We start from the raw sequence: 23,881 nt of genomic DNA on the forward strand, positions 1-23,881 counted from the left end.
TCACCTCCTTGCGGCGCTGGTTGAGCGGCCGGCGTAGTCACTGCCGGTTTGGCGCCGAGGTCTTGCATCAGCCTGTCCCACGGAAACTTAGGGCCAGGGCAATCCGCGCGGTTCACCGAGTCGATCTCGTTGTGCCCGATGACGTGAAGCCTATCCGCCGGGATGCCCCACTTGGCGATAAGCTGCCGATGCAGCCACAGCGTGGCCTGGTACTGCGCCTCCGTCAGCCCGTCACCCGGCTGGCCCTCATGCTCTATGCTGATGCTGGAGGCGTTGAGGTGCCCTGCGAACTGCGAGTACAGAGCCCACGTTGGCCTGTTGGCTTGTCCATTGGCCCAGGCGGTATCGGTGTCTTTCACGTACTGATGGATGCTGCCGTCCTTGCCCACACCGTAGTGCGCGGAGACTTGGCTGGACGAGTTCTGGAACCATGAGTCCGTTCCAGAGAGAGTCCCGTCCATCACGTGATCCACGATGAACGCAGGTTTGTAGCCCATGCGGCCGGCGTAGAAGTTTGGGCTGCCGATCCACTGGATGCTTGGCAAATCAACCGCCTCCTTTCGAGATAAAAAACAACGCACCAATCGCTCCTGCGATGAGTGCGCCGCCGACTGTACGCCATAACCATGTCTGATGCTCCCTGGTCTCCTTTGCGATTTCCAGTGCCGTCTGTGCCGTCTGGAGGGCGGTACGGCTCACTTCCTCTAGCTTCTCTGTATCTTGCGCGCCCTGTTCAAGCCGCTGCAGTCGCTCGTCCATACGTTGCACGCTGGAGCCCACCTCCAAAAGACGGTCGTAAATCTCGCGAAGTCCTATCGTGACTCCTTGTTCCACCCTTCCACCGCCTTTCCCATTGCTTCATGCTGTCACCACGGGCCGACTTTTCTCAGCAACTGTGACTCCGCCACGTCTGCCGGCGCCGGGTACCGCACCTTCGGGCACAGTTCCACGCCAGCCACCCGGTACGCATCCGCAGCCAGCGTGCTGCAGATCACGGTGTGGCGCTCACGCCACGGGAGCACGATGCCGAGCGCATACCGTACCCACTCGATTACGAGCAGCCAGTAGTCGTAGTGCTGGCCGATGCGCAGCTTTGCGGCCGCCGCAATTCGGCATCGCTGCTCGACCGTAAGAGTGTCGCAACGGAACAGGTCGGCCTTCCCAGCGTACACTCCGGCATCCTGATAGCCGACGCGACGGAATCCCTGCGCCTCGACCAACTCGTTCGCACCGGTGACCACGGCCACATGCGAGTATCGGCTATGCGTGATCTCCTCGATTGCGCGGCTCACGAGGTCCGAGTCACGAACGAGCAGCAGGTCACCGACGAGCGGTATGACCATGGCCTCACCTCCATTTTTGGGCATAAAAAATAGGCCGCTTGGCCTATCGACTACCATGCCTATTGAAAAACGCCTATCCTCTCTACCGGAAAACCAAATCGGTAGGGGCGCAAGAAAACATAGAGTTGGGGTTAGTGATCCTATCGAATTCCTTTCTTGATAGGGGTGCTAGTCTACCAGCTGATCGCGTTGACCGCGTCCACCGTCGTCGCCGCCTGCACCTGCTGCTCCAAGCTGTCCCAGTGCATATAGTTGTTAAGATAAAAAGTTTGGGCGTCCGTGCAGAGTTGGTCGGCTTGATCTACAGTCAGCTTTATGCGGTTTCCTTCCGTATCCTTGACCTGCAACGGGAAGGAATTCTGTGCCGCGGTATTCCCCGCCTTCGCTGACAGCACCATACCTCGTAGCCAATCCCAGTGTTGCTGGTCAGTCTGCGAGAACCCGTAGGTACGTTGGCTGCCGTCTGCTGAGGACTGGAACCCGGCCAGCAGTGATGATTGGAAAGACTGTTGGAGTTCAGCGATCTTGGCTTGTTGTGCTTGGACCAACAATTCGCTTTCACTCGGCGGAGGAGGAAGTTGAAATGTGATCTGCTTCGTCGTCGGATCGTACACTCCATACGTCCAGTTTTGCAGCAGACCCGGCACTGTCGTCTCATCTATCAGCGCAACATTCGGTGGGAAATGTGTCAGATCTAGATCGGGATCGGCCACCGCTATGTTGGTCAACTTCCCCGTTTGGTCGTACTCAATTAGTACCATTTACATGCCTCCTTAATACCAGATAACCACTTTCCCATTCGCGCCGTTTCCGCCCTTACCAGAGCTTCCACTAGTTATAGTAGAAAAGTAAGAAGCGCCTCCGCCGCCTCCGGCCGCTACATTCGTTGCATCTGCGCCGTTCGCGTTGATACTTGTTCCACCGGTTCCTCCAGACCCCATATTGGAAGAACCGCCGTTGCCACCCGGCGTCCATACGTTTGTCGAATTTGTAGTTGAGCCTGAACCCGCATTTCCGTTGACTCCTATAGGTGCAGTGTACGTACCGCCGTTGCCACCTGCGGACGTTACAGGGGACCCGGAACTAGACGCCATACCTTGTGTTCCACCCGCACCTCCGAGTGCTATTAAACCTCCTACAGCCGTATTACCTCCATTCGTCCCTATATTGCCAGATTGCGTTGCCCCGATGGTTGACACTGAGACTGGTGTACCACCTGCACCTCCTAACCCTATAGTTACCGGAATCTGTTGTCCGGGAGTGACGGAGATCCAACCTTCTGCGTAGGCACCCGCGCCGCCGCCTCCTCCGCCACTGTAGTACTTAGTCGTACCTGAGTTTGTAAACCCCGCTGAACCACTGCCACCGCCACCACCGCCGCCCCAAAGTTGGACGAAGATACGGTAGACACCATTAGGTACGGTAAACGTTCCGCTTGAAGTGAACGTCTGACTACCAGTATTGGGCACACTGCTGGCCGCAGCATAATAACTTGGTGGTTGGCCGCCTAGCTGATTAGCGTTAGCGGCGGTCGTTGCGTTTGTAGCATTGGTAGCTGTATCAGCAGTGGAGGCATGTGATATAGTCAATTGACCGTTCTCATCAAACTTGACAATCGCACCGGGTGTCGGTGTAGATGTTGGCTTTGTCGCTCCATATCCTACCGTCTGTTGCAGCGCAATGACTGCATCCTGCAGATTGTTGATCGTACCGGCCAAGATGGTCTCACTTGCGTTGTCCTGGTGAATCGGGAACTGGTCAATGCCGTTTGGATAGTTTGTAGTCATGCGCTGGCCACCTCCGTCCATTGGATCTCAATTTTGTTGTACTGCTTGTGGTTGCGCGTCGGGATGGTATTTGTGGGACTGTAGCAGTCCACCATCATTCCCCATCCTTCATCCCCCCTCAACAGAAGCGGTTTATGCGCATCAATCATGCTCTGTAACGTCTGGTATTGCTCATAGGGCGTCTGCGTCGTCATAAACTGATCCACGACCCATCCAGACAACTTTCCAGTACGGTATCGCGTCGGCGCGTACGCCACCACAGGATATCGCCCAAATGTCTTGTATTCGTTCCGTCCATAGTTCGTCTGGATCTCCACATCACCAACATTCAGGTAGAACTGGAACGACACGCCGGTATCAGGATCCGTTAACCACCACCCATCAAAAGAAACAGACCCCTGAACAATCATCGGGGGCCCGGAGTTTCCGTTTGCATCGTATGGGACAATGTTGTACTGATATGTGGCGTCAGCTAAAGGTGTGGAATCTACGAATGACAGGGTTGGGTTTTCTGATTTCTGCACGGTTCCCAACAGTTTTTGCTGACCGTTGTATAACCGCACGATCTGCCAATGATCGATGGCCGTACCGGACACATCGCCTCCTTCCAAAGTTCCGTCAAAGTTTGCAAGGAACATGGTTTGGTAATCGTAAGTCTGCTGTATTGAGTTCAGGTAGATGGACTGGATATCATTGTCTGTCAGCAGCTTCCCCGTCAACAACGTTTGATCAAACAACATGTTGGCCTCTTGTCCATCTGCCGGTGCGCATCCCACAAATACCGTGTTTAGATCTTGCACAGTCCCAGACACCGAACTCGCATAGGTGCCGCTGCCATACGTCGCTTTACCATAGGTGTTTGGTGGATTGGCCGTATATGCTTGTGGGGTGATTTTGTAGACTTCACCACCGATGCAAACGAATGCAGCAATCGTAGACTCGTCCTGTCGAAGGGCGACCATGCCTTGCGCTCCCGAAGAGAATGTGACCGCCTCTGACTTTGTTGTTATGGACCGACCATTGATGCACTGCTCCAACACGAACTTCGAGTCAGACGGATCATAGCGAAGTTGAATGAAGTTCAGTGAATTGGAGTGGAGATGTGCTATGACTTGGTGGGCGGTCATCATATTCGATGCCTGATTGGTGATAAACCAACTGAGATATACGAACTCCGCGAACGCCGTTAATTGCCAATACACCTTTTCCCCATAGGCAGCTACTTGGATGGCCTGCCCCCACTTGCCTTGCCTGTAGGTTGGCCCTGGCCCCAGATACGTGGCTGGATTTTCCTGTGGATTGTGCCAGTCAAGCCTGATCGCTGCCGCCTCGGGTAATGGGGTTGCGCTGATGCTTGGCGTCTGCGACGGACTGGTATAAGCCACTGTGAATGGAACTTTGGCAGAAGTTGCACTTAAACCATCCGCACTCGTCACGGTCGCCTGAGCGTAGTAATTCCCGTTGCTAAGGCCGTTCACGGTGAACAGGTTTGCTGTGTTGAACAACGTTCCAGAGTCCGCAACGATAGTCGATTGGTCACTGCCATATACCACGATCCGATAACTCTGTTCCAGGACTCCCTGTGCCTGCGCATAGGAAGCTGTCACCTGCACGACATTGGATGCTACCGTTTGCGAAACCGTTGGCGACGTGATGGTCACCGAAGGCGTCGATGAACAGGTGAACACCACATATGTTGACCATGGCGACGCATTCCCCACCGAGTCCGTATACATCACGCGAACTTTGTACACGGTTCGGTTTACCAACGTATTGGCCGGAATCGTATACTGCTGCATCGTAGTCGTTATTGTGCCTGTGTCGAGAACGAGCGCGTTCGTCGAGTTGTTGTAGATCTGCACTCGGTATGACGCCTGGTGTACGGTTGAATCCGGCGACGAAAAAAGCCACGTCAACGTGGCTGCTTGGCTGGCATCAAAGTTTGAGATGTTCACTTGTGACGGTGCGTATGGCGCGGTCAAAATATCACCCCCTAATCATGCAAGTTTCCTTGCGAGAACGAACATATCAAGGTTGTTGAAGTTCACGCACATCACCCATACAGGCGTGTTTGCAGTGACGTTCGCCGCAATATCAGGATTCACCGGTATGTTCGTGGCCGCGGTGGTTGAGCCGTTCAGGAAGACGTTAGCGAACGTGTTCCCATTGCTCGTTGTGACTGACTGCACAACACCTGGGATCAACAACCGTGGTATTCCCAAGTCACGCAATCTCTTGTCGATGGCGTTATCGATATACTGCTCCAGCCAACGTATGGCGTCCATGTACTCTGCACTATTGGGCAAAGTTTCTCACCTGCCATAGGTATCCTGTGTGGTATGACGAGTTATCGACCCCGAGCGGCAACGTAAAACTGACCACTTGGTACTTGCCGCTTGTCCCGTTGTTTTCGTCGATAATCTCGTACACATCGTCTATGTCCATGAACGGCACCGGGAACATCTTAAAGTTCAGTTTCTCCACGACTTGCAACCGTTTCTTGTACTCGTATTGGGCACGATACATGGCCAAGTCTTGTGTTGTGATGACGGGATCCGGGTTGCCGTCGTTGTGCAGGTACACCCGTTTTCCAATGCGCTGAATCGATGTTGGACTGTTTGGATCCGTGTCTTGCAACACATAAGAAACGGTGGCCACCTGGGATGAGCCACCGTATACCACGATATAGTTTGCAAGATTCGAGTCGTCACATTGCCTCTGTGCTCCAGCCCATATGTTGAATCCGGAGTTCTGCGCAGAAAGCGTCAGCAATGGCGCCGTCGTCGTCGGGTCAATAGGGGCATGCAACCGCAGGTAGCCATTCACATCGTAGTAGATCTCCCAAGTGATGATACCGGCCAGATCGCTGATGATCTGGCTGTAGTCCGTATTGGCTGGCCAGGACATGTCGTAAGGAACAGTTTGCTGGTTGCTAGTGTCATCGAGCGCGAACATCGTTTCAATGCCGTTCAACACCGCCTTGATCGCGGTTGCGATGTCCGTTCCCTTTTTGACGACGATGATATCCGTACACTTACCGAGGTAGTCCATCTTGTCGCCGCCAGAAAACTCAACTTCATTTTGATAATTGTCCGAAGCATCCGATGTAGCAATGGGGAGTGAGCACGGGAACACGCCTTGCGGTATCCACTCCCATGCCCCATTTACCCATATGCCATAGTAGACCTTGAACAGCTTGTCTAACCAGATCAGCTTATCTGGTCCCCACGTAAACTGGCCTGATGTGTTGGTCAATTTAATGTCTAGGCTGCGGACCGCCTTGCGAGAGTTGTCACACGTGATCTGACCGTCAAAGATTTCATCCATGAACTCAGCTAACACATTGTAGTTTCGGTCAAGCACCTGCAACTTCATATTGCGTTGAAAAATGCCTCCGTTTTGGTACAAAGCCAAGAGGTCGGATGATACCGTGATCATCAGCCACTCCTCCCATGCTGCGCCAACTGTTGCACAAAAGCTGTCAAGCTCTGCACAAATGACTGACCATCTGTCACGCTCGGCAAACTCACATTGCTGATGCTGATCGTGGTCGAGTTCGTGGTGGACGATGTCGGCGCTGTGAAGTTTGGCACGGATATGGACGGCGCCGGAACCGTTGGGATGGATGGAGCGGACACCCCAATGGACGTGCCACCAGCATTCTGCAGCCCCATCAACTGTGCCATTGCCGCCGCGGCCTGTTGAGCGGCCGATGTAACTGAGTTGTACTGAGAGACCATCTGACCAGCGAATTGGGTTGTGATGTCTAGGGCCTTTGACAGCCCATTCTGCAAGATGAGGTTGTCAGCCTCCTGCTTCAACGTATCCTGTTGCAGACGATATGACCAGTAGTCGTCCAGTTTCTGCTTGGCATCATTGTAGTAGTTGTCCAACGTCTGGAGTTGATCTTGATATTGCTGGTCCATCTGCGATTTATAGTCCTGCAGGTTCTGAACTTGACTGTCCAGGGCATCTTTCTGGTCGTTCAATTGCTGTAGTTGCTGATCTTGCTGGATTTTAGTTTGCTGCTCCGCTATCTGCTGCTGTAGTTCGGCTGCTTTCTCTTGGTCATAGGTCCACTGGACATTACCGTTTTGGTCGATAACTTGATACCGCGTGTCCGCCATGACCTGTTGCAGCTGAGTTTGCAGGTCCTGCAGTTGATTGACCTCATCTTGTGCATTCCACTGTTCCTGCAGCGCCTTGGTGACGTTATCGATTGCCGTGGCTTGATCCTGCAGGCTTTTGATCTGATTGTCGATGGACGTGTCGAAGTCCGACTGCGCCTTTTGGATGATGGACTTTTGATTGTTGTACCAATCCTCCAGGATCTGCTCTTGACTCTTCTGCTCATCTTCATAGGCAGACTGCAAGTCCGAGATGATCTGCGATTCAATATCCGCAGCCGCCTGCGCCATCGAGTCTTTGTCCTTCTGGATGGCCTCGTTGTTGCTGTTCAAGGACTGCGTGAGCTGGTCCAGTTCCTGACGCAGACTGTAGATGGACTGATGGTATGTGTCTCCGTCAATCTTCCCGGCCTTGAAATCGGAAGTAACCTGTTTGATCTTCTCGCTCACATTATTGATGTCACCCTGTAACACCTTGTTCTCCGCTGACAGTGCGCTGATGTGGTCGTTATACGCCTTGACCTCATTGGTGTAGTCCGACATGACCGTGGACGCCGCTTTGGTGTCCGTGATGTTCTGCTTCAGGTTGTTCATGGCGGTGGACAGCGCATCGCTCCACTTGGTGACCGCGGCCTGCGCGTTGTTCACGGACATCGTATAGGGCTGCAGGTAGTAGTCGTCGCCCTTCTGGATATTGTCTATCTGCTGGAGGTATGCCTGCATCAGTTCCTGATGTGTCGGGCCCGTCGCCTTTTTCTTAGATGAGCCAGACCCGCTTTTCGTCGAACCTCCACCGCCGCTACTCGGCGTCCCCAGCGCTGTGCCACTGCCGAACGGATCCGGTATGCTCATGCTCACCGTTGCGTTCGGATTGGCGTTGTGTTGGGCCTGGATGTTTTTGAGTTGCGACACCAGATTCTCTGCGTCACTTGCCTTTTGCTGCGCCTGTTTCAGGGCATCCTTAGCCTGCTGCTCGATGGCTTTTTCCTGCGCGATCTGGGACTGGAGTTGCTTTGCCCTGGTATCATCAGCAAACGCCTTTGAACCTTGCAGATCTGCCATGGCCGGAGAATTTGCAGTTGCATCCGTAGCAGTTTTAGCAAGCAACTCCAGTGCTTGCGCTTCCCGTGCATACTGCGCTATGCGCGCTTCCGACTGTGAGATAGTCTCTTGCGTCAGCTTCGCTTGATTGTCTGCCTGCACTTGCAGAGCCTGGGCCGCTTTGATCATGTCGTTGATCATGCTGCTGATCTCATCATCCATGGCCTTTGTGACATTTTTGCTGGCCATAATCTGATCGGCAGCTGACTTACCAACGATGGCCGTCAATTGCTCGTGGATATCCGCGAGTTCTGCCTGTGCTTGCTTATACTGCTGAGAACCTTCCTTTGCAGTGTCGAGAGCCTGTTTGGCTTGGTCGTATGCCTTCTTCAATCCCTGGATCGTATTGATGTTGTTCACCATCGTGTTTGCATTGGATTGCTCCTGGGCAATCTCTTGCTGGAGTTTGACCGACATATCTTGGGCGGACTGTGCAGCTTCCTGCGTCGCTTTCGTGTGTGCGCCAATGGCAACCGTCGCAGCTGCCACAATCGGGATGAGCACGCTCAGACCCATCGTGATGCCTGCGGCTGCTGCGTCCAGTGACATCATTCCAGCTGCAGCCGTTTCAGCAGCGGCCCCCTCTGCTTCAATAGCTGCACTTGCTGCGGTAGATGAAACAACTTCTTCTTCATTGGCAGCAACATCAGCTTGCGTAGCGATGGTCTTGGCTTCCAAATCGGCGGTGAACGCGGTGGTTGCACCGGCCATACTCACAACAGATGCAGTGGCTGCATTTGCTGCCGACGCCCAAAATTGAAGGCCATTCCTAACCACATTGAACAACGATGACAAAGTATTTAGAACGCCGGTGAGTGTTCTCCCAGCCAACAGAACTCCAGCCAAACCTGCTGCCGACCAACCAAGCCAGGTAGGCACCTTTTGCAGACCGTTTATGAAGTCATCGAGCCCTACAACAAGGCCCTTCAGGACATCACCAATTCCACTCGAACCATACGCCAGGTTGTATGAGAGTTGTGAAATGGAGTCCTTTAACCGCTGTAGTTCAACAGAGAGAGTGTGCATTTTTGCTGCTGCAAGCGTCTGCGTTTCTCCAGTGCTGTTCACCGATATGTTGTAAGCATCCTGGAGGGTCGTTAGGTCAGACACCGCGGCTCGGAGCGTGTCAAACTGATACTTGCCGCCAGCAATGGTTGAAAAGTATTCAGTCTGCGAAACAGTCGCATGTTCGGCCGCTTGGGACAGTTCGAGTAGAAGATCCCAGATGGGTTTCAACTGCTTTTGTCCGTCGGCACCGATTGTATACATGCTAATTCCGAGCGCGTTGAATGCCGCTTCGACCTTTGGAGAACCACTGGCAATGTTATCGAGGACAGACTTCCACATGTTGCCTACCACTGTCACTTTTGTTACTCCGCGTTTCCGCGTGGCGGGATTATTAGTACCCGCTCCATATGTCGCCATATGGGTCAGACTATATCATCACCCTGATAAGTCAGGGGCGCGGCATGTAGTCGTTGAGGGGTCAGCCATGACTTCCCTGCGGATTGACTGCACCTTTCGATTTTTACCTTTGCGTGTTGGCGAGACACAGGTACGAAAGGATACTCAGTGTTTCCCGCATATAGCCGCGTTTTCGCTACCAGCTTACGCTGCGTAGGGGGCAAGTGATTTACCCGTTCTACCACTGTTACGCACGCCAGCAGCCACCAGTGCAGACAATTGATCAACGTTGAGACCAACTTGTTTGGCACTTGCAGCCGCACGTTCAAAGCCATCAGTCAGATCCTGAGTAGACACTGAGACGCCATGGCTTACTGCCGTCCACGAGTCGATGATCTTCATGCTCTTAGTGTAGGCGTCGTTGGCATCGGTGATTTTCATGCCGAGTGCCTGCAAACTGGACTCAACAGCCCTATTGGCATCTGCTACATTCAGATTGTCCACGATGGAAAGCAGTGTTGAGTTCCTAGTCAGTGTCAGCGCTGTATCAACATCCTTGTACTGCCGGGCCCACAGCTTTCCGGCATCAGTCACATCTTGGACAGTTGTACCGTATTCCTTGGCGATCTCTATGAACTGATTGGTGATCTCGTTAAGTTTTTGCTGGGTGTCAGCTTGATCTCCGAACACTTGCTGAAGTCCTGCTGCGGAGTTTTCCACGTCGATAATACCTTGCTTGACACTCTCGAATAAGGTACTGAATGCACCGAACATCAGCATGTCCTTCGCCATTTCCTCAGGGGATATGCTGAAACCTGAGGAATGAGAAGAGGTTGACCCGCTAAGAAACGTAGCCGGTGCGCCTTTGTTGACCATGGATGAAGCTGCACTTTCTTGGGCGGCCGCTTCCTTTTCGTAGGCATACATGGTCTTCAGCAGTTGCATCTTCTTGTTGATGTCAGCCTCAAACCGCTCATAGTCCTGTTCGTAAATGGACGCCAGCTGAGCAAATGACTCTTGGGCTGACTGCAACTGCAGATCATGCAGCATTTTTACCTGTTGCACCTGCCTATCGACCGATGCATAGTAGTCTGCTTCCTGCTTTTGGAGCGCCTTTTCCCACCAGTCGATGTATTCCTGATCCGCGGCCATTTTTCGATTCTTCATGTCTATTTCCGTCTGCATCTGGAAGTCATAGTATTTGGAAAGCTGGGTTTCAGCAGATGCAATGGCGTTTCGGAGTGCCTGGTCATTTATGAATCCGACACTGGTTGATGGATCGAGTGCGGGTGCATACGTTTGGCGTAACCCCTGCAGTTGCTCAAGTAAATCCTTCGCCGATATGGAGCCTTCTTTGAATTGGGTGTTCAAGTCTTTTATGGCATTCCTCAGGTTAAGGACCGCTCCATTGGCCTGCTGAATGTACATATCTGCCCCGTTTTGCGGTGCGCGGAAAGCATTCTGAAACTCATTTCCAGCCTGCTTGAGGTTGGAGTTGAACTGGTCATATGCATCTTGCGCGAGCTTCAATTGGGCCTGCCAGTCTGATATATCAATGGTCAGTCGGGCCGCGACTTTATTCACGACTCCGGACTGAGTTTCGTCAGCCATTGTGCGCACCTCCAATAAAAAAGAGCCTTATCGGCTCTTTCGATTATGCTTCGTTCACTTGATTTGGCTTTGTAAATCGCTTAAGTACTTTTGAATTCCATCTCCGGCATTCTGCATAAATCGTGTCGCGTTGTCGATGTCTTTTGACGCGTTTCCAGAGTTCAAAAGCGAATCTTCAAATGCCGACTCGGAATTCATTAAGTCAGTGATAGCCTGTACGAATACTTGATGTTCACTTGCCATAGAATCGGGCGGCTGCATCGTCAATGCCTTCGTCTTGACGCCCTCTAACTGCGTTTGTAAGGTCCCCAATTCATTTATACCTTGTGTCACCCCATAATGACCCGCATTGTAATCCTTGATGAAATCGGAATATGCCTTGAATTGCTGATTGAATTGAGAAATCAAGGCGTTCACAGAGTTGTAATACGATGAAGCATCACTTGATGATGTATCAGTCGTGGTTTGGCTACTATTCGTCGTCAGAGAATTGTTATTAGTGGCCGATGCACATCCAGATAATGATAGACAAACGAGTGATATCAGCATCCATTTCCGCATCCCCGCTACCCCCATCACAGCATATTCGACTCTTCGAGTATCTTCTGCAGATCATTCCGGTTCACCGGAACGATCCGGTTTTCTATGGCGAATTTATGGGCGCTAAACTCGAAGTCAGACATGCAAATGAACCAACCACTGTCTAGGTCAAGGTTCTTCATATGGGCATGGAATATGACCATGTCTTCCATATCAATCGGTCGCATTGGCGCCCAAGACTTGCACCGGACCAATGAATGTTCGCGGCCCTTGTGAATGATCATCTGAAAACCCGAATGATTCGGCGCTCTCTCCACGCGGTAGCCATTCAACTCAAACATGTGGTGTATAGTTTCCACGAAAAGCTCATGGTCCACCGTTGTGGCCGTGAACAAATCCGGTTGGATGACACGATGCAAGATCATCACCCCAACATGCCTAGTGCCCACATTCTACCACGAGGAAAACTTGTCCATCCACATCATACCGAAAATTCGTTCGGTATCATGCAGAGGGGCAATCATTCTTGTCCCTCAACTCTGCGCATCATCGCTTGATACTGCTCACCCCATAAACGAGCGGCCTCAATTGCCTTCTGTACGGACTGTCCGAAACCATGCAACGCTTCAAGGCACAGTCTCAAGTCGTCTTCGGACAGCTTCATATCATCTTCCATGACAGCACACCTCCTGTAAAGGAATTACATCACCCCCATCGAATTGACTTGGTGTTCGGCCATGTCATAGAAGATGGGGGTGATAATGATGGACATGAAGGTCAAAGATCTCTTTGATGTCGCCAGGTTCGCACAGGCCGCCAAAGCAGCAGGTGCACATGGGATATTTCTCCTTGACACCAGAGATACCGTTTCAGGGTTCCTCGGATTTATCGGTGCGAACGACACATCTTTTGCAGAGGCCACGCCTAAACGGAGTTTTCGATTCCGTTTGTGCACATCCATCGGGACAGTATTTGGTCAACAAGTCGCGTCTGACGAATCCGAAGCTCAAGCATTGTCAGAGACCATAAATGTCATAACTGACATGTTCCCTCTGGTTAGAGCGACGCTTTCTGAGTCCAACGAAACATTCACTTTCACTTTTGATGAGTGAGTATAGCGTGCAATTCGATGCAGCGGGTAAGTTGTTTATGGAGTTCCACTGCAATCTCCTCAACAACGCCCGCTGCAAGCATAGCCTTGATCGAACGAATTTGCTCTTCAATAAGCGTCACGCTTTCCATCTATTCCCCTCCTCACATCCCAAAGCCAAGCAAGTCTTGCAGCGTTGCTTCTTTGTCTTCGTCGGGCACGTCTCTGCCAGCCAGGCGCACCTTAAATTTCATGTCATCGCCTATCGCACGCATCACGAAATGCACCTGACGCAACGTCATGCGGGCGACTCGCTCTGGAGGTATGCCCAAGAACGCCAGCTTGGCAATCACTTCATCCCATGACAATGATTCTTTTCCGTCACCCTTGTTGCTCTCCGGCCGGTCGTAGGTTAAGGCCCAGAAATCGCGCCAGGAAGTCCATTACCTCCCTGCCGCCATCGGCTACCGTGACTTTGCGCCGCAATTCCTCTTTCGGGATTTTGCGGCCACATGCGATGAACAATAACTCCTCGAACGCCTCTTTGGCTTCCTCGTTGCCCGGGAGATAGCAGCCCTGGATGCTCAGGCCGGAGCCAAGTGACTTCGCCCAATGTTGTATGGCGTCCTCGAGGTCGGCAAGACAAGCAGGGACGCAGGGCAATTGCGTCCCATCGCTGAACTTGATGACCTCGCCGAGTCCAAGCGCTTCCTTGATCGGCGTGTTTTTAGCCACTGGTCATCACCCCGCGAACTTCGCCTGTGTGATGATGGAGATAGCAGGCAAGTTTCCTCCCGGGTCGAGGACATTCAATTCCACGGAGTTACTTGATGCCTTCTGACGTTCCATGGACATCGACCAGGTGCCAATCATCTGACAGGAGTTCACAACAAACGTGATTGGCACGAATTTCTTCGATGGGTCTTCAGAGTTCACGACCTTCCCCTGTGCAACCAGTTTGTATGATCCAGGGATCGAGGTGGTGAGGACATCGATCTTTCCACCGGTCGTGATGTCTGTAGTGTAAGAAACGACCACAGACTTGCCAGCATCCGCAGTGCTGCACGTGAGCGTTGATTCCCCGCCAGACGGATTTTGATATTGGCCTGCTGTTGGCGAAGAGGCGACCCCTTGAAACAGTTTCCCATCAGAGACGCTCATGATGGACACAGTTGTCACAATCTCGGAAATTGGCGACGTTAAGGTCAAAGTACCATCCGCTGCGACGGTCAAATAATCAACCATGGCCTGTTGTACGGCAGAACCACTTGCGGCCACCGTCACATTCGCGCCAGTCAGCGCGCTGGCTGCAGCCAAAGGCAACTCGGAGCCTTGGAGAGTGACCTTAGGCGCACGGTCTGCTGAGATGTTGACGATGGGATACATGCCAGGGCCAGCATTGACAGGCGTCAACTTTCCGTCGATGTCAAGCTTGATCGAATCCATCTTGGTGAACGGCGCCTTGATTGCCCCCGTTACCGGATCCAGAAGGACAGCATTACCGACGTTCGGGATGATCAGTGCCAAGGCTATCTACCTCCTTTTCGTTATCCAACAAAATAAGAGACATCGAAGTACACTCGATGTCCCTTTACACCTGTGATGCCTGTTTTGAACGATGTGTCGTATGCCATGCGGCTGACGAAGAAACCGGGCGGCTCCCAGTTCTGCATCAGCGCCAGCGCCTGTTCGTACATCTTACGTGCCGTGTTGCCATCCTTCGCGAAACAGTCAATGACCACCTTGCCGAGGTACACGGTCGGTGTTCGGACGTCCGCTTTACCCGGGCGGATGTAGAGCAGGCACATCGGGATGGTGCTTGTCGTGACGATGCCGTCTGTTTCCTCTTCCTTCACGATCTTGGTTGCCTTTGTTGCGTTGTCCGTCGATGTGGTGAGTCTGAGGAGCGAAAGGAACGTCGCATCGTTCGCAAGCAACTTCCACACTTGGTCGAGCAATTCCGCAGAGCCCACATAACCACCCCCTATACCAAGAAGGCGCCGAAGTTGAACGTCTCCAGCACCCCGTTGAGTTGGTCGATGATGAGCGCGCGATTCGATTCCAAGGCATCGCGTATGAAGTGCAGCGGCGGCTTGGGTTGAAAGGCACCGGGCCCAACGTGCGTATCCGCCCACTCGCGAAACGCCGGGTCATGCTCCACCAAGTCCTCCAGGCTGATGCCGGCCAGTTTACCGGACGACTCATGAAGGGCACCATCAAGCCCGAGATATGGGCCCTCCGGCCGGCCGGTGATGTCAAACCCATCGCGTACCGGGTTCCACAGTTCTGAACCCATGTATTGCGCCAAGTCCGGATTCGTGCGGTCCATCAGTGAACCGCTGCCCCACTCAGCCAACCACGCTTCCCAGTGGTCTGAACCAATCTGTCCGTCAATCAGTCCGGACTGCGCCAGACTGGTCAAACTCGCCTGCAGCGATGCAGAGACTTCCGGGTAATCCCCGCCAAGGTTTGCGCGCGCGTTCTCCAGCACTGTGTCGGCGAGGTCTTTTACCACTGCCTCCAGCGCCTGCGAGAAAGCTTCAAACGCGCCCTGACTGTCAAACGACAGCAGCGTCTCTATCGGCATGGCATCACCTCATGTCCTGCTTCACCTGAGCCACAAGCAACCCCGGCGAAACGCTTCGGTTGATGTCGCTCACTGCGTAGGGGTTACCGTCGATGATCACACGTTCCATCAATTGCAGCGGAACGGCGGTCTGCATCGTCAGCCTAAACACCGTATCCGCCAGCAGCAGTCCGTCCTTGTATGGGACGTTGCCATTCACGTGTTCTACGGTCATGGGGACGGATGCAATGGATGTCCAACCACCCGACCCATCGACAGGATTGCCGCAGTCGTCATACTCCGGAGGCATGACACGTTGAATCTCCACAGTCGGGTAATTGACCATGTACAGCTCCGCCTCCACGCTGACGAGGGACTGCTGCAGCGTGTGTTCTTGAGTGGACGCCACCAGGAATTGCGCGCCGGTGGTCTCGTTTTGGATGAGGTCGCCGCGCTGAACGCCGCTGTCCCAGGCGAACATCATGAACCTGATGAAGTTGATCTCGAACGGGGAGAGCAGCTGCCGCCCTTTCACGTATCGGCCAAAGGTGGATACATTCCCTGACGAACGGAGGATGGTGATGGGGTCGCCGTACTCGATGATGAAGTCCCGTTTTTCCTGCGCAAAGTCAATAGCCATCACCACACCCCCTTACGTTTGTAGGAGGCAAGCAATGACGACACCTGCTGATCCATGGCAGCGAGCGCATCAACCACACCATACTGCACTTTGAAGTCGCTATCTCCTCTCGATGCCATCATGAGCTTATTGTTCTTTGGAAGGTTCAACTGTTTCGTCGCCAGCATGAGTGTTGCCAGTTTGATGTCCGATGGAACTTGGTAATACCAGTAGTCGGCGGTGATGACATCAGATTCCGCGACGGCGTTCGTCAGCGTTATCGTTCCGTTGTCGTAGTCCGCGGTGTAGTCCACGCCAGGTTTCAGCAGTTGACCGTTCTTGTACACGTTCACTGGCGCCGTCTGAAACCAGTTCTTGTTGCTGAACGTATAGGTCTTGTATTGACTGTCTGCTGTTCCACTGTCACCACTCACCATGGCACGCGGACCATACGTGTACTCGACACGAATCGGGATGCTATCGGGGAATACCGCAGCATACCCGAGTGTCTGGAACATGAGCGGCGTGTAGTTGACCACTTTGCCGATTTCCGGCTGCACAAGCAGTTGTGATACCGGGATGTTAAACTGAAGCTCTCCCGGCATCACAATGCGCACTGTCGTCAGTTTCAGCACCGGGTAGTTCCGAAGCATCAGCGTGTTGCTGTTGTTTCCGTAGTACAACTCCGTGGTACTGGTCAACTGAAATGTCCGGTTGCAGTAACTGTCAACGGCCTGTGTTGCCGTGTCGAGCAACAATTGTGCGAGCGCAGGATCTACGGTTTGCCCAGTGTACGTGTTAAGGTCGGATGGTGTCGCATACGATGCCACGCTTACCACCCGCCTACGCCGTACACCTGGGCCTTCAACGTGATTGCGGCGGACGACTGTACTTTTACAAACGGAGCCGGAGCGACATTGACGGCATCGCTTGCGGCTCCGGTAGGACTCCACGCCTGCGCGACATACCAGTTCTGCTCGTCGGGTGACGTGTAGACGGTAACTGTGGCCGCCCCGCTAGCGTCCAAGAACACCGTCAGCGTATCGATATTGCCGACTTCTGCGACATCACTGTCCTGATTCGCTGCCACTGGTCCGTTTACGAGTGTTGCCACTCGTGCGACGCGGTTTAGGCGTCTTGTTTCCGTTACCGCCGCTTTGCCCATCAGTGTCACCTCCGATCCGGAACGTTTCGGAGTGATTCGTCAGGATCTCGATCTCGGTAGGGTCCGAAGTCTCGTACTCACCGAAACGAAACTGAATCACTTTGAGTGGGACCCCATATGGGATCCGTAGACTTGCGTAGTTCGAGCCAAACTTCATGTCGTCACCACCAAAAGGGCCAGCCGATTAAACGGCCAGCCCGGTGATTTTGCCAAACGACTTCAACATGCGGTATTCCAGTGTGGTCTCTGTGGTGACCATGCGCTCCAAGCTCGTGCCAACGCGAGCCAGCGTTTCCGCACCAAGCGGAATCAGGTCAGCGCGTGACAACATCTTAGAGTTCACCAGCAGCATGGTACCTGCAGGCAACCAGTTCTCCGTCTTCACCGTGACCGTGAAGAAGCCAGTGTCGTAGGTATCTACGCTGTAACCGGCTTTGAGGTTGCTCGTTTGCGACGTGATGATTTGCGGACGCCATGTGTTGACAACTTCGCGCTGTCCGGGAGTGACAAGCAGCAAGTCAGGGTACATGGCAGGCTTGTTATCCGCAATCTGCTTGGCGAGATCGCGCACAAGAGATTCTTCGAGTGCTGTGCCATCCGTTTGAGCACTAACAACGGCACCATTTCCAGCGTTGATGACTTTCACCAAACCGTCGCATTGGTCAACAGACGCGCTGTTGTTGGCTGTGTCACCGTTGATGAAGATGTACTCGACCTCGTTCAAGACTTCGGTGGTCTTCAGTTCCGTTTGCAGGTCAATCGCTTCCTGGAACAGGCGTTCCATTTCGCCGTCCGCCAAACGATAAGATCCGGCCCCGGTCCATACCGCTGCCATGGAGTCAGTGACAGCAGCCGTTTTACCAACGCGCATGACGTGGTTGCTCAACTGGTTCGGCACGTTGTTGTCTGCAGTCGGCTTCCCACCTTCCGGATAGTAGCCCGTGGAACCAGTCGGAGCAACAAGACCGACTTCATTCCAGTAGTGGGTCTTGCCCTTGGCTTTACCGGGTTGAATCGCCTGCAACAGCGGGCGCGGAGGCCCATCAACCAGTGTAATGACGGCCGAAAGGTCCTTACGCTCATAATTGGCACCAGCCACGGTGTCCATCGCTTTTCGTACATACGCCATATCCATTGCCATTGATCAAATCGCCTCCCAATTAGGAATTCATCAGCGTGCGAATCGCATCGCCGAAAGCTGTGTCTGATTTGATTACTGGGGTGTCTTGTGTTGTCCCAGGCTGTGCCTTGCTTATGCGGCCAAGCTCAATCTTTGCGTCATCAACTGCCTTTGCGATCTCTTGCTTTGCAGACTCCACAAGGCTAGAGATATCGGCGGTTGCTTTTTCAAAAGCCGCCTTAACGTCCTCTTGAGCCTTGGAAATGGCCTCTTGAGCAGGCTGCGTAGCATCCTCCACGGCCTTTTTGATAGTCTCCGGCACTGTTGCCAGAGCGTCCTCGATAGCTTTCTTGAATTCATCCACTGCTTTCTTCACCTTTCCTTTCCCTTTGTCGTTGTCGGTATCTAGTGCCGGATCCGAGTCGTCGATGTCTCCATCGTCGTCCGGGTCGTCCGCCGACTTTTTCTTTTTCTTACCTGGGCTGTTCGTGCTTAGGTCTTGTTGCTCGTAGTTGGCGCCGGACTTGGTGTCCATGGCCTTTGTGACATCGGTTTGACCGATTTTGTCCACGGATTCATGCATGAGTTTCGCGCCTTCGTCGATAACGTCATGCATGGCCTGCCGTTTCTGTTCGTCAGTCATACCGGCCGCTTGCCATCCCCACCGAATATCATCGAGCGCGTCAGATAGTGCCCATAGCGCCTCGTTGATTTCGCGGTGCGGACGGTCGCGGTTGACCTTGTCGGCCACGGCACCTTTCGTAATTCTCTCGAACGCCTTGCGGATCCGACTAAAAAAGCCGCCTTCGGATGTCTCCGTGGCAGCTTCATCGGGGTACGCCTTGAAAAACTCGATGGTCGCCTCTGGGTTTTTTGGTCTGAACCCCTTTCGGACAAGTGAGATTTCGTCCATTTGCAGGTTTGTGAGTTTCTTGCCCAACCTTTATCACCTCCTTAGTCGACGAGTTGACCGAAGCCACCAATACTGAACCCGACGTATTCGCCTCGTTTGGCCTTTTCGAACACCTCGGGGTCGGATGGACGGAAGCCAATCTTCGCGGAGCCATCCGGGAACATCCAGGCGGCTACGATGTCACCTGGTAACTCATCGCCGTGTGTATCCTTGACCACGCGGCACTTTGCGACGTAGTCATACAGGGCGCGCTCGAGTTCCTTAGCCGGAATCGTGTGACCGTCTGCATCCTCAACGTCCGCTTTGTTGATGGTGCCGAATATGACACCCAGTTCCTCGTCTGCCTTCTCAAACGGCACAAAAATAGCGGCCTTCTTGACCTCATCGGTCTTCCAGTCGCTTGTGTCAATGCCGAGTTCTTTCGCTCGGGCGAGAATCCGCTTTTTGGCCTCCGCCTTCTCTTCGGCTGTGAGGTCTTTGGTTTTGTCGACCATATCCCACGCCAGTCTGACATGTTCCGCGTCGTGAATCGGCAACTCTCGCTTATCCGGCACTGCAAAGTCACTGTCTTGCAAATCCTTGCGTTCCGCAGCGGTCAGCTTGGCCTTGATGATGCTCACAATCTCGTCAATCGCCTTATCCGATAGCAAGTTCTCACCTCCTTTTCAGGCTACAGTGACAGCGTTGTTGGTGATTGCATAGTACCTGTGTGGACAGTTCGGATGAAGTGGCAGTGACGCAGGAATGTCATCCAGCGTGTACGGCGCACCGTCGATAATCTCCTGGCACGCTTCATGCTCGGTTTCCTTTGGCAACACGGTGTACAACGTGTCTGGCGCGTACTTTTTGTCATGCGTGAAAAGCGCAACATTCCACGCGCGCCCGGCCTCGGTCACTGCAATCTGCTCCGCCTTGTATGCGGCACGTTGTCGTAACCAGTCCGTCATGTCCACGACAACCGACTTCAAGAGTTCAGCAGGAGACTGTGAACTGTACTCGGATGCCAACTGTTGCAACTTGTCGGCCATCTCGCCCTTGTACGTGTCCATAATGGATTGCGCGGTCTGTTGCGCAAGCAATTGCAACTTATGCGCCACATCCGCAGGCAACTCGGACAATGGCTGTTGACCCAGTTCAATGCGCCTACGGTTGTACGATTGCAGCCATACAGAGTGATACAACTCGGTCAGGGCGTCCGTCAGTGCTGTTATGTCTGCCGATGTTGGTGTCCAGGCGTTCAGCAGGTCATGTAGTGATTGCGCAGGTTTCGCACGTTTGCGAAGACTCGCCATCAGCGCGAGGTAAATCGCCATGAACTCTTTCTCGTCATCTGACGTGTCTGACGGCTCGACCGCAATCCCTGCGTCATCTGACTGTGCCTTCTTCACGTTCTGTTTTGGTGCGGGTTCAATCAGCGTCTGGCCTTTGTTATCGGATGCCGCCGCCTGTTCCGCGTTGTCTTCTGGCACAACCAACTTCGCGTGCATCGGCACATCATATCCATCCTGGCTAGTGAGGTTCATCACCTTACGGGCCTCATTGATGGTTGCACCGGCTTGGATCATACCCTTCGCAATGTTCACGGCCTCCATGGTCACGTCCTGCTTCTTTCCTGCGACCAGGTACATGTCATAGATACCTAGCTCTTGCTGCAAGATCCGGCGATTAAACTGGTTCCAATAGAGGCGTTGCAAAGGTTCAATCGTGTCACGGATAAATGTGACGTCGTGCTGTTCCGTGTTGCTTCGGTTCACGCCGTCCGTCGTGATTTTCGTCACCGGAACGCGGTAGACGGAACAGATTTCTTCGCGCGTCAGCTTGCGAAGCTCAATGAAGGATCCGTCAATAGCACGCCGCATGAGCGCGTCACCGACGATCTCAACGTCGCCTTCAAGTAACATGGGCTTATGTGCGTTTTCCGGCTTGGTAAAGTTGGCATTGATATATTCGCGGTTCCTGGTGACTTCCGTTTCATCCGCGTTGTTCATTTTGAGCACCATCGACGCATACGGACCGTTGCGGAACGCGGCCTCGTTGAACTTCTGCGCTTGGATGTCCACCGCCGTTGGTAGGTCGAGAGATTCAAGCGGAGACATCCCTATTACATCATCGTCCGGATGTGGCAACTTGAACACGGCCATGTCACGCGCTGGTATCACCGTGACTCCGCTACCACGCTTGTTGCGAACAGACCACGAAACTATCTCCCCGTTGTCGTCCACGTTTGGCTTAACGCGCGTGAATGAGATGTATTCCATCCCGACGAATTGTTTGCCGCCTGCCTTGCGGAGAATGCGGTTGTAGGCCGTGCCGTTAATCTCCATGGCGCGGATGTTCATGTTCGCCAGTTCCATGTTGTCGTAGTTTGGGTTGATGCGGTCTAGTACGGTCTTCAGCGCCCGAATACGCGGGTTTTCATCCTGGTCATCCAACTCCTGCTGCTGATCAGCAACGCGGATGATGGCCGGTTCACTCGTCGCCGTGTCCGCGATAATATCCACGCACGCCTTAACCCAACTCACCCGCTTGTACAGTTCAAAATACGTCCGTGCGATGCCGTACAGGTTTTGATATGCCGAGTAATATTGCACCCCGGCTGGCGCAGGATCCAATTCCGGACCCGCTTTCTGTACCTCAATGAACTCTGCTCCCAAGTTGTCACCACCTTTCTACAGACCGTCTTGTCACGCGCACGGCACAATCACGTACCGCCCGTTTCTCACATCACGGTCAAACCGCTCACGGTCCAGTCGAATCCCCTTGAACCGTCCTGTTCGCTTTCTGTGACGTGCTGACGCCTGTGCATGGACGATGTAAACCCATTTGTCGTCAATCAGGTCTATGACGCCGCTCCAGCGTCCTACAGGGTCAATCACGATGTCCCGGAAGGCATACGGTAGCCATCCCATACAATCACCCCAGAAACGAGATATTGGACTTACGCGGTGCTTTCATGTCGTCCTCTAGCGCGTACCTGCAACTGTCAATCGTGTGATTGTTGCTGTCCTCCAGTCGGTTTTTGAGATTGCCGTCTCGGTCCGTCTGGTAGTCGATGTCCTCAAACTCTTTCGCCGTGTTTGGCGTTCGCTTGGGGTCAATTACGATTTCCTCCAGGTCGTCAAGCCACTTCTCCCCATACTCGACTGAACCCGGCCCCTTTTCCGCCGGTTTGATGCGGATGCCATGCTCAATCTTCATTTCATCAATGGACTTCGGCTCTGCACTGTCGGCAATGGTCAAGGTCGTGTGGTATCCACGGTGCTTGATTTCCTCGGCCACCTGACGGTTTGATAGCTTCACACCGTAAATCTCATCCAAACAAAAAAGACGCCTGCGCGTCTTGTCGTAGTGCCAACGTGTGAATGCGAATGGGTCAGCACCATAGCCCCAGTCAATGCCTTGCCGGATGTTGTCGAAGGTGCTGATTTCCTCATCAGTGATGGTCCTAAACACCAGATTAGTGAACGGTACGATTCCGCTACCGATGGGTTTGCCGAGGTATTCCCAGTCATACTTGAATGGGTTCTTTCGCTTGATCTCTTCGGCTTCGTCAATGAACGCCTGTGAGACGTGCGGGTTATCCAGGTACGTGGAGTGATGCACATACACGTTGTCGGATATGAAATTGCTCTCGAACTTCTTGTTTACCCATGACTGCTTACGTTTCGGCGGGTTGTAGGAGTAAAAGATCTTGTACGTGAGCCCTTCCGGAAGCTCTGCACGAACCACCGAATTTACGATGGTCGATACTTCATCCTCCGTTTGAAACTCCGCCAACTCTTCGATCCAGAGACGTGCGATTGGATACTTACTCGTCTTGATGGACTTGATTTTCTCTGGCTTATCAGCGCCACGGAATGTGATGTAATTTCCACGCGGAAGGTATGTCAGTTTCAGCGGGCTCTTGTTGACCTTCCACAAGTGATTCACACCGAGAAAGTCAATCGCCCATAGCAACTGCTCGAAGATGGAGGACTCAATCGTCTCTCCGACTTTCCGCATGCACAACGCGTTGATGGGATAGCGCATGAGTTCATAGATCAACATGATGCTGATGTGCGTTGACTTGGAACTGTTGCGGCCGCCTTTGAACACGTAGTACAGGTGTTCACTTTTCTTCACAGCCCGCCACGCGTCATGGAACGCAGGGAGAATTTTCGTATTGAACCCCACATTGTCAAGACAGATGGGATGGCTTTTAAGAAAGAGATGATAGATTTACAATTCAGATAAAAACCGTCTCACGCTGCGTTCTGTTGCATTTTCCAGTTTCTGAATTCCGACGGTGACCGATAACCTAGTGCGGAATGAGGTCGGTCCGTGTTGTAAAAGTGAATGTATGACTCGATCGCCGCTTTCGCCTCGGTAAAGCTGCTGTATTCTTGCAGCCAGACCTCCTCCTCCTTCAGCGACCGGAAGAATCGCTCGATGTATCCGTCAGCATCGGGGTTGTTGTAACCCGTCCGCTCGTGGTTGATTTGGCAGGCCTTCATCG

General features: G+C 53.1%; 30 protein-coding genes and 1 pseudogene. 1 reads left to right on the forward strand and 30 read right to left on the reverse strand.

Features of this window, described 5'->3' with window-relative positions; all coding sequences use genetic code 11:
• The 14 genes and pseudogenes from G463_RS0113640 to G463_RS22930 all read right to left on the reverse strand — a co-directional run.
• On the reverse strand, positions 1 to 545 hold a 545-nt coding region (locus G463_RS0113640), incomplete at its 3' end, for an N-acetylmuramoyl-L-alanine amidase (RefSeq protein WP_026975607.1).
• A gap of 1 nt (position 546) precedes the next feature.
• Entirely contained in the window at positions 547 to 834 is a 288-nt protein-coding gene (locus tag G463_RS20465; protein WP_035487327.1) for a hemolysin XhlA family protein, read from the reverse strand.
• Between the two features lie 32 nt (positions 835 to 866).
• Positions 867 to 1,343 (reverse strand): C40 family peptidase, encoded by a 477-nt coding sequence (locus G463_RS0113650; protein WP_026975608.1) that lies wholly within the window; start codon positions 1,341 to 1,343, stop codon positions 867 to 869.
• Between the two features lie 173 nt (positions 1,344 to 1,516).
• On the reverse strand, positions 1,517 to 2,104 hold the full coding sequence (locus G463_RS0113655) for a hypothetical protein (protein ID WP_026975609.1): 588 nt from the start codon (positions 2,102 to 2,104) through the stop codon (positions 1,517 to 1,519).
• A gap of 12 nt (positions 2,105 to 2,116) precedes the next feature.
• A complete protein-coding gene (locus G463_RS24165; protein ID WP_483756924.1) occupies positions 2,117 to 3,151 on the reverse strand; it encodes a glycine-rich domain-containing protein in 1,035 nt (344 codons plus the stop codon).
• Positions 3,127 to 4,791 carry a phage tail protein gene (locus G463_RS0113665; protein WP_156900216.1) on the reverse strand — a complete coding sequence of 555 codons (1,665 nt, stop codon included), beginning with the start codon at positions 4,789 to 4,791 and terminating at the stop codon, positions 3,127 to 3,129. The genes G463_RS24165 and G463_RS0113665 overlap by 25 nt, the downstream gene beginning before the upstream one ends.
• 30 nt (positions 4,792 to 4,821) lie before the next feature.
• Positions 4,822 to 5,085, reverse strand: a pseudogene (locus G463_RS24170) (glycoside hydrolase family 78 protein); the annotation flags it as partial.
• Positions 5,086 to 5,127: 42 nt separating this feature from the next.
• The gene (locus tag G463_RS0113670; RefSeq protein ID WP_156900217.1) at positions 5,128 to 5,415 is read right to left on the reverse strand and encodes a hypothetical protein; all 288 of its coding nucleotides are present in this window, start codon (positions 5,413 to 5,415) and stop codon (positions 5,128 to 5,130) included.
• 10 nt (positions 5,416 to 5,425) lie between these two features.
• Complete coding sequence (locus G463_RS0113675; protein WP_026975612.1) at positions 5,426 to 6,568, reverse strand: hypothetical protein; 1,143 nt, start codon at positions 6,566 to 6,568, stop codon at positions 5,426 to 5,428.
• The gene (locus tag G463_RS0113680; protein WP_026975613.1) at positions 6,568 to 9,723 is read right to left on the reverse strand and encodes a hypothetical protein; all 3,156 of its coding nucleotides are present in this window, start codon (positions 9,721 to 9,723) and stop codon (positions 6,568 to 6,570) included. Before G463_RS0113680 ends, G463_RS0113675 begins: the two co-directional genes overlap by 1 nt.
• 243 nt (positions 9,724 to 9,966) lie before the next feature.
• Entirely contained in the window at positions 9,967 to 11,373 is a 1,407-nt protein-coding gene (locus G463_RS0113685) for a phage tail tape measure protein (RefSeq protein WP_026975614.1), read from the reverse strand.
• Positions 11,374 to 11,427: 54 nt separating this feature from the next.
• Entirely contained in the window at positions 11,428 to 11,934 is a 507-nt protein-coding gene (locus G463_RS22925; RefSeq protein WP_156900218.1) for a hypothetical protein, read from the reverse strand.
• Between the two features lie 14 nt (positions 11,935 to 11,948).
• On the reverse strand, positions 11,949 to 12,332 hold the full coding sequence (locus tag G463_RS0113695) for a restriction endonuclease (protein ID WP_169725480.1): 384 nt from the start codon (positions 12,330 to 12,332) through the stop codon (positions 11,949 to 11,951).
• Positions 12,333 to 12,433: 101 nt separating this feature from the next.
• Positions 12,434 to 12,589, reverse strand: coding sequence for a hypothetical protein (locus G463_RS22930; RefSeq protein ID WP_156900219.1), 156 nt, complete (start codon positions 12,587 to 12,589; stop codon positions 12,434 to 12,436).
• A gap of 88 nt (positions 12,590 to 12,677) precedes the next feature.
• On the opposite strand from G463_RS22930, the gene G463_RS0113705 reads away from it, so the two are divergent.
• Positions 12,678 to 13,025, forward strand: coding sequence for a hypothetical protein (locus G463_RS0113705; RefSeq protein ID WP_026975617.1), 348 nt, complete (start codon positions 12,678 to 12,680; stop codon positions 13,023 to 13,025).
• On the opposite strand, the gene G463_RS22935 is transcribed toward G463_RS0113705, so the two are convergent.
• The 16 genes from G463_RS22935 to G463_RS0113785 form a co-directional block, all read right to left on the reverse strand.
• Positions 13,009 to 13,155 carry a hypothetical protein gene (locus G463_RS22935; RefSeq protein ID WP_156900220.1) on the reverse strand — a complete coding sequence of 49 codons (147 nt, stop codon included), beginning with the start codon at positions 13,153 to 13,155 and terminating at the stop codon, positions 13,009 to 13,011. The two genes, G463_RS0113705 and G463_RS22935, sit on opposite strands and share 17 nt — an antisense overlap.
• 12 nt (positions 13,156 to 13,167) lie before the next feature.
• Positions 13,168 to 13,356, reverse strand: a complete 189-nt coding sequence (locus tag G463_RS0113715) for a hypothetical protein (RefSeq protein ID WP_026975618.1) — start codon at positions 13,354 to 13,356, stop codon at positions 13,168 to 13,170.
• A 28-nt stretch (positions 13,357 to 13,384) separates the two neighbouring features.
• The gene (locus G463_RS21875) at positions 13,385 to 13,738 is read right to left on the reverse strand and encodes a hypothetical protein (protein WP_051322310.1); all 354 of its coding nucleotides are present in this window, start codon (positions 13,736 to 13,738) and stop codon (positions 13,385 to 13,387) included.
• Positions 13,739 to 13,744: 6 nt separating this feature from the next.
• Entirely contained in the window at positions 13,745 to 14,530 is a 786-nt protein-coding gene (locus tag G463_RS0113725) for a hypothetical protein (RefSeq protein WP_026975619.1), read from the reverse strand.
• A gap of 20 nt (positions 14,531 to 14,550) precedes the next feature.
• Positions 14,551 to 14,976, reverse strand: a complete 426-nt coding sequence (locus G463_RS0113730) for a hypothetical protein (RefSeq protein ID WP_026975620.1) — start codon at positions 14,974 to 14,976, stop codon at positions 14,551 to 14,553.
• A gap of 11 nt (positions 14,977 to 14,987) precedes the next feature.
• Positions 14,988 to 15,590 (reverse strand): hypothetical protein, encoded by a 603-nt coding sequence (locus G463_RS0113735; RefSeq protein ID WP_026975621.1) that lies wholly within the window; start codon positions 15,588 to 15,590, stop codon positions 14,988 to 14,990.
• 4 nt (positions 15,591 to 15,594) lie between these two features.
• Positions 15,595 to 16,209, reverse strand: a complete 615-nt coding sequence (locus G463_RS0113740; RefSeq protein WP_026975622.1) for a hypothetical protein — start codon at positions 16,207 to 16,209, stop codon at positions 15,595 to 15,597.
• Entirely contained in the window at positions 16,209 to 17,018 is an 810-nt protein-coding gene (locus G463_RS0113745) for a hypothetical protein (RefSeq protein ID WP_026975623.1), read from the reverse strand. Before G463_RS0113745 ends, G463_RS0113740 begins: the two co-directional genes overlap by 1 nt.
• Before the next feature lie 2 nt (positions 17,019 to 17,020).
• Positions 17,021 to 17,302, reverse strand: coding sequence for a hypothetical protein (locus tag G463_RS0113750; protein WP_156900221.1), 282 nt, complete (start codon positions 17,300 to 17,302; stop codon positions 17,021 to 17,023).
• Positions 17,303 to 17,537: 235 nt separating this feature from the next.
• On the reverse strand, positions 17,538 to 18,494 hold the full coding sequence (locus tag G463_RS0113755) for an SU10 major capsid protein (RefSeq protein ID WP_026975625.1): 957 nt from the start codon (positions 18,492 to 18,494) through the stop codon (positions 17,538 to 17,540).
• 19 nt (positions 18,495 to 18,513) lie between these two features.
• Positions 18,514 to 19,413, reverse strand: a complete 900-nt coding sequence (locus G463_RS0113760; RefSeq protein ID WP_026975626.1) for a F0F1 ATP synthase subunit B family protein — start codon at positions 19,411 to 19,413, stop codon at positions 18,514 to 18,516.
• Between the two features lie 14 nt (positions 19,414 to 19,427).
• Entirely contained in the window at positions 19,428 to 20,036 is a 609-nt protein-coding gene (locus G463_RS0113765; RefSeq protein WP_026975627.1) for a DUF6582 domain-containing protein, read from the reverse strand.
• 15 nt (positions 20,037 to 20,051) lie between these two features.
• A complete protein-coding gene (locus G463_RS0113770; protein ID WP_026975628.1) occupies positions 20,052 to 22,040 on the reverse strand; it encodes a phage portal protein in 1,989 nt (662 codons plus the stop codon).
• 30 nt (positions 22,041 to 22,070) lie between these two features.
• On the reverse strand, positions 22,071 to 22,295 hold the full coding sequence (locus tag G463_RS20485) for a hypothetical protein (RefSeq protein ID WP_035487338.1): 225 nt from the start codon (positions 22,293 to 22,295) through the stop codon (positions 22,071 to 22,073).
• Positions 22,296 to 22,299: 4 nt separating this feature from the next.
• Positions 22,300 to 23,508 (reverse strand): PBSX family phage terminase large subunit, encoded by a 1,209-nt coding sequence (locus G463_RS20490; protein WP_245575912.1) that lies wholly within the window; start codon positions 23,506 to 23,508, stop codon positions 22,300 to 22,302.
• 119 nt (positions 23,509 to 23,627) lie between these two features.
• The coding region (locus G463_RS0113785) for an integrase core domain-containing protein (RefSeq protein ID WP_026975629.1) at positions 23,628 to 23,881 on the reverse strand (254 nt) is incomplete at its 5' end.

This window comes from Alicyclobacillus contaminans DSM 17975 (assembly GCF_000429525.1).
In the GTDB taxonomy this organism is placed as follows: Bacteria; Bacillota; Bacilli; order Alicyclobacillales; family Alicyclobacillaceae; genus Alicyclobacillus_A; species Alicyclobacillus_A contaminans.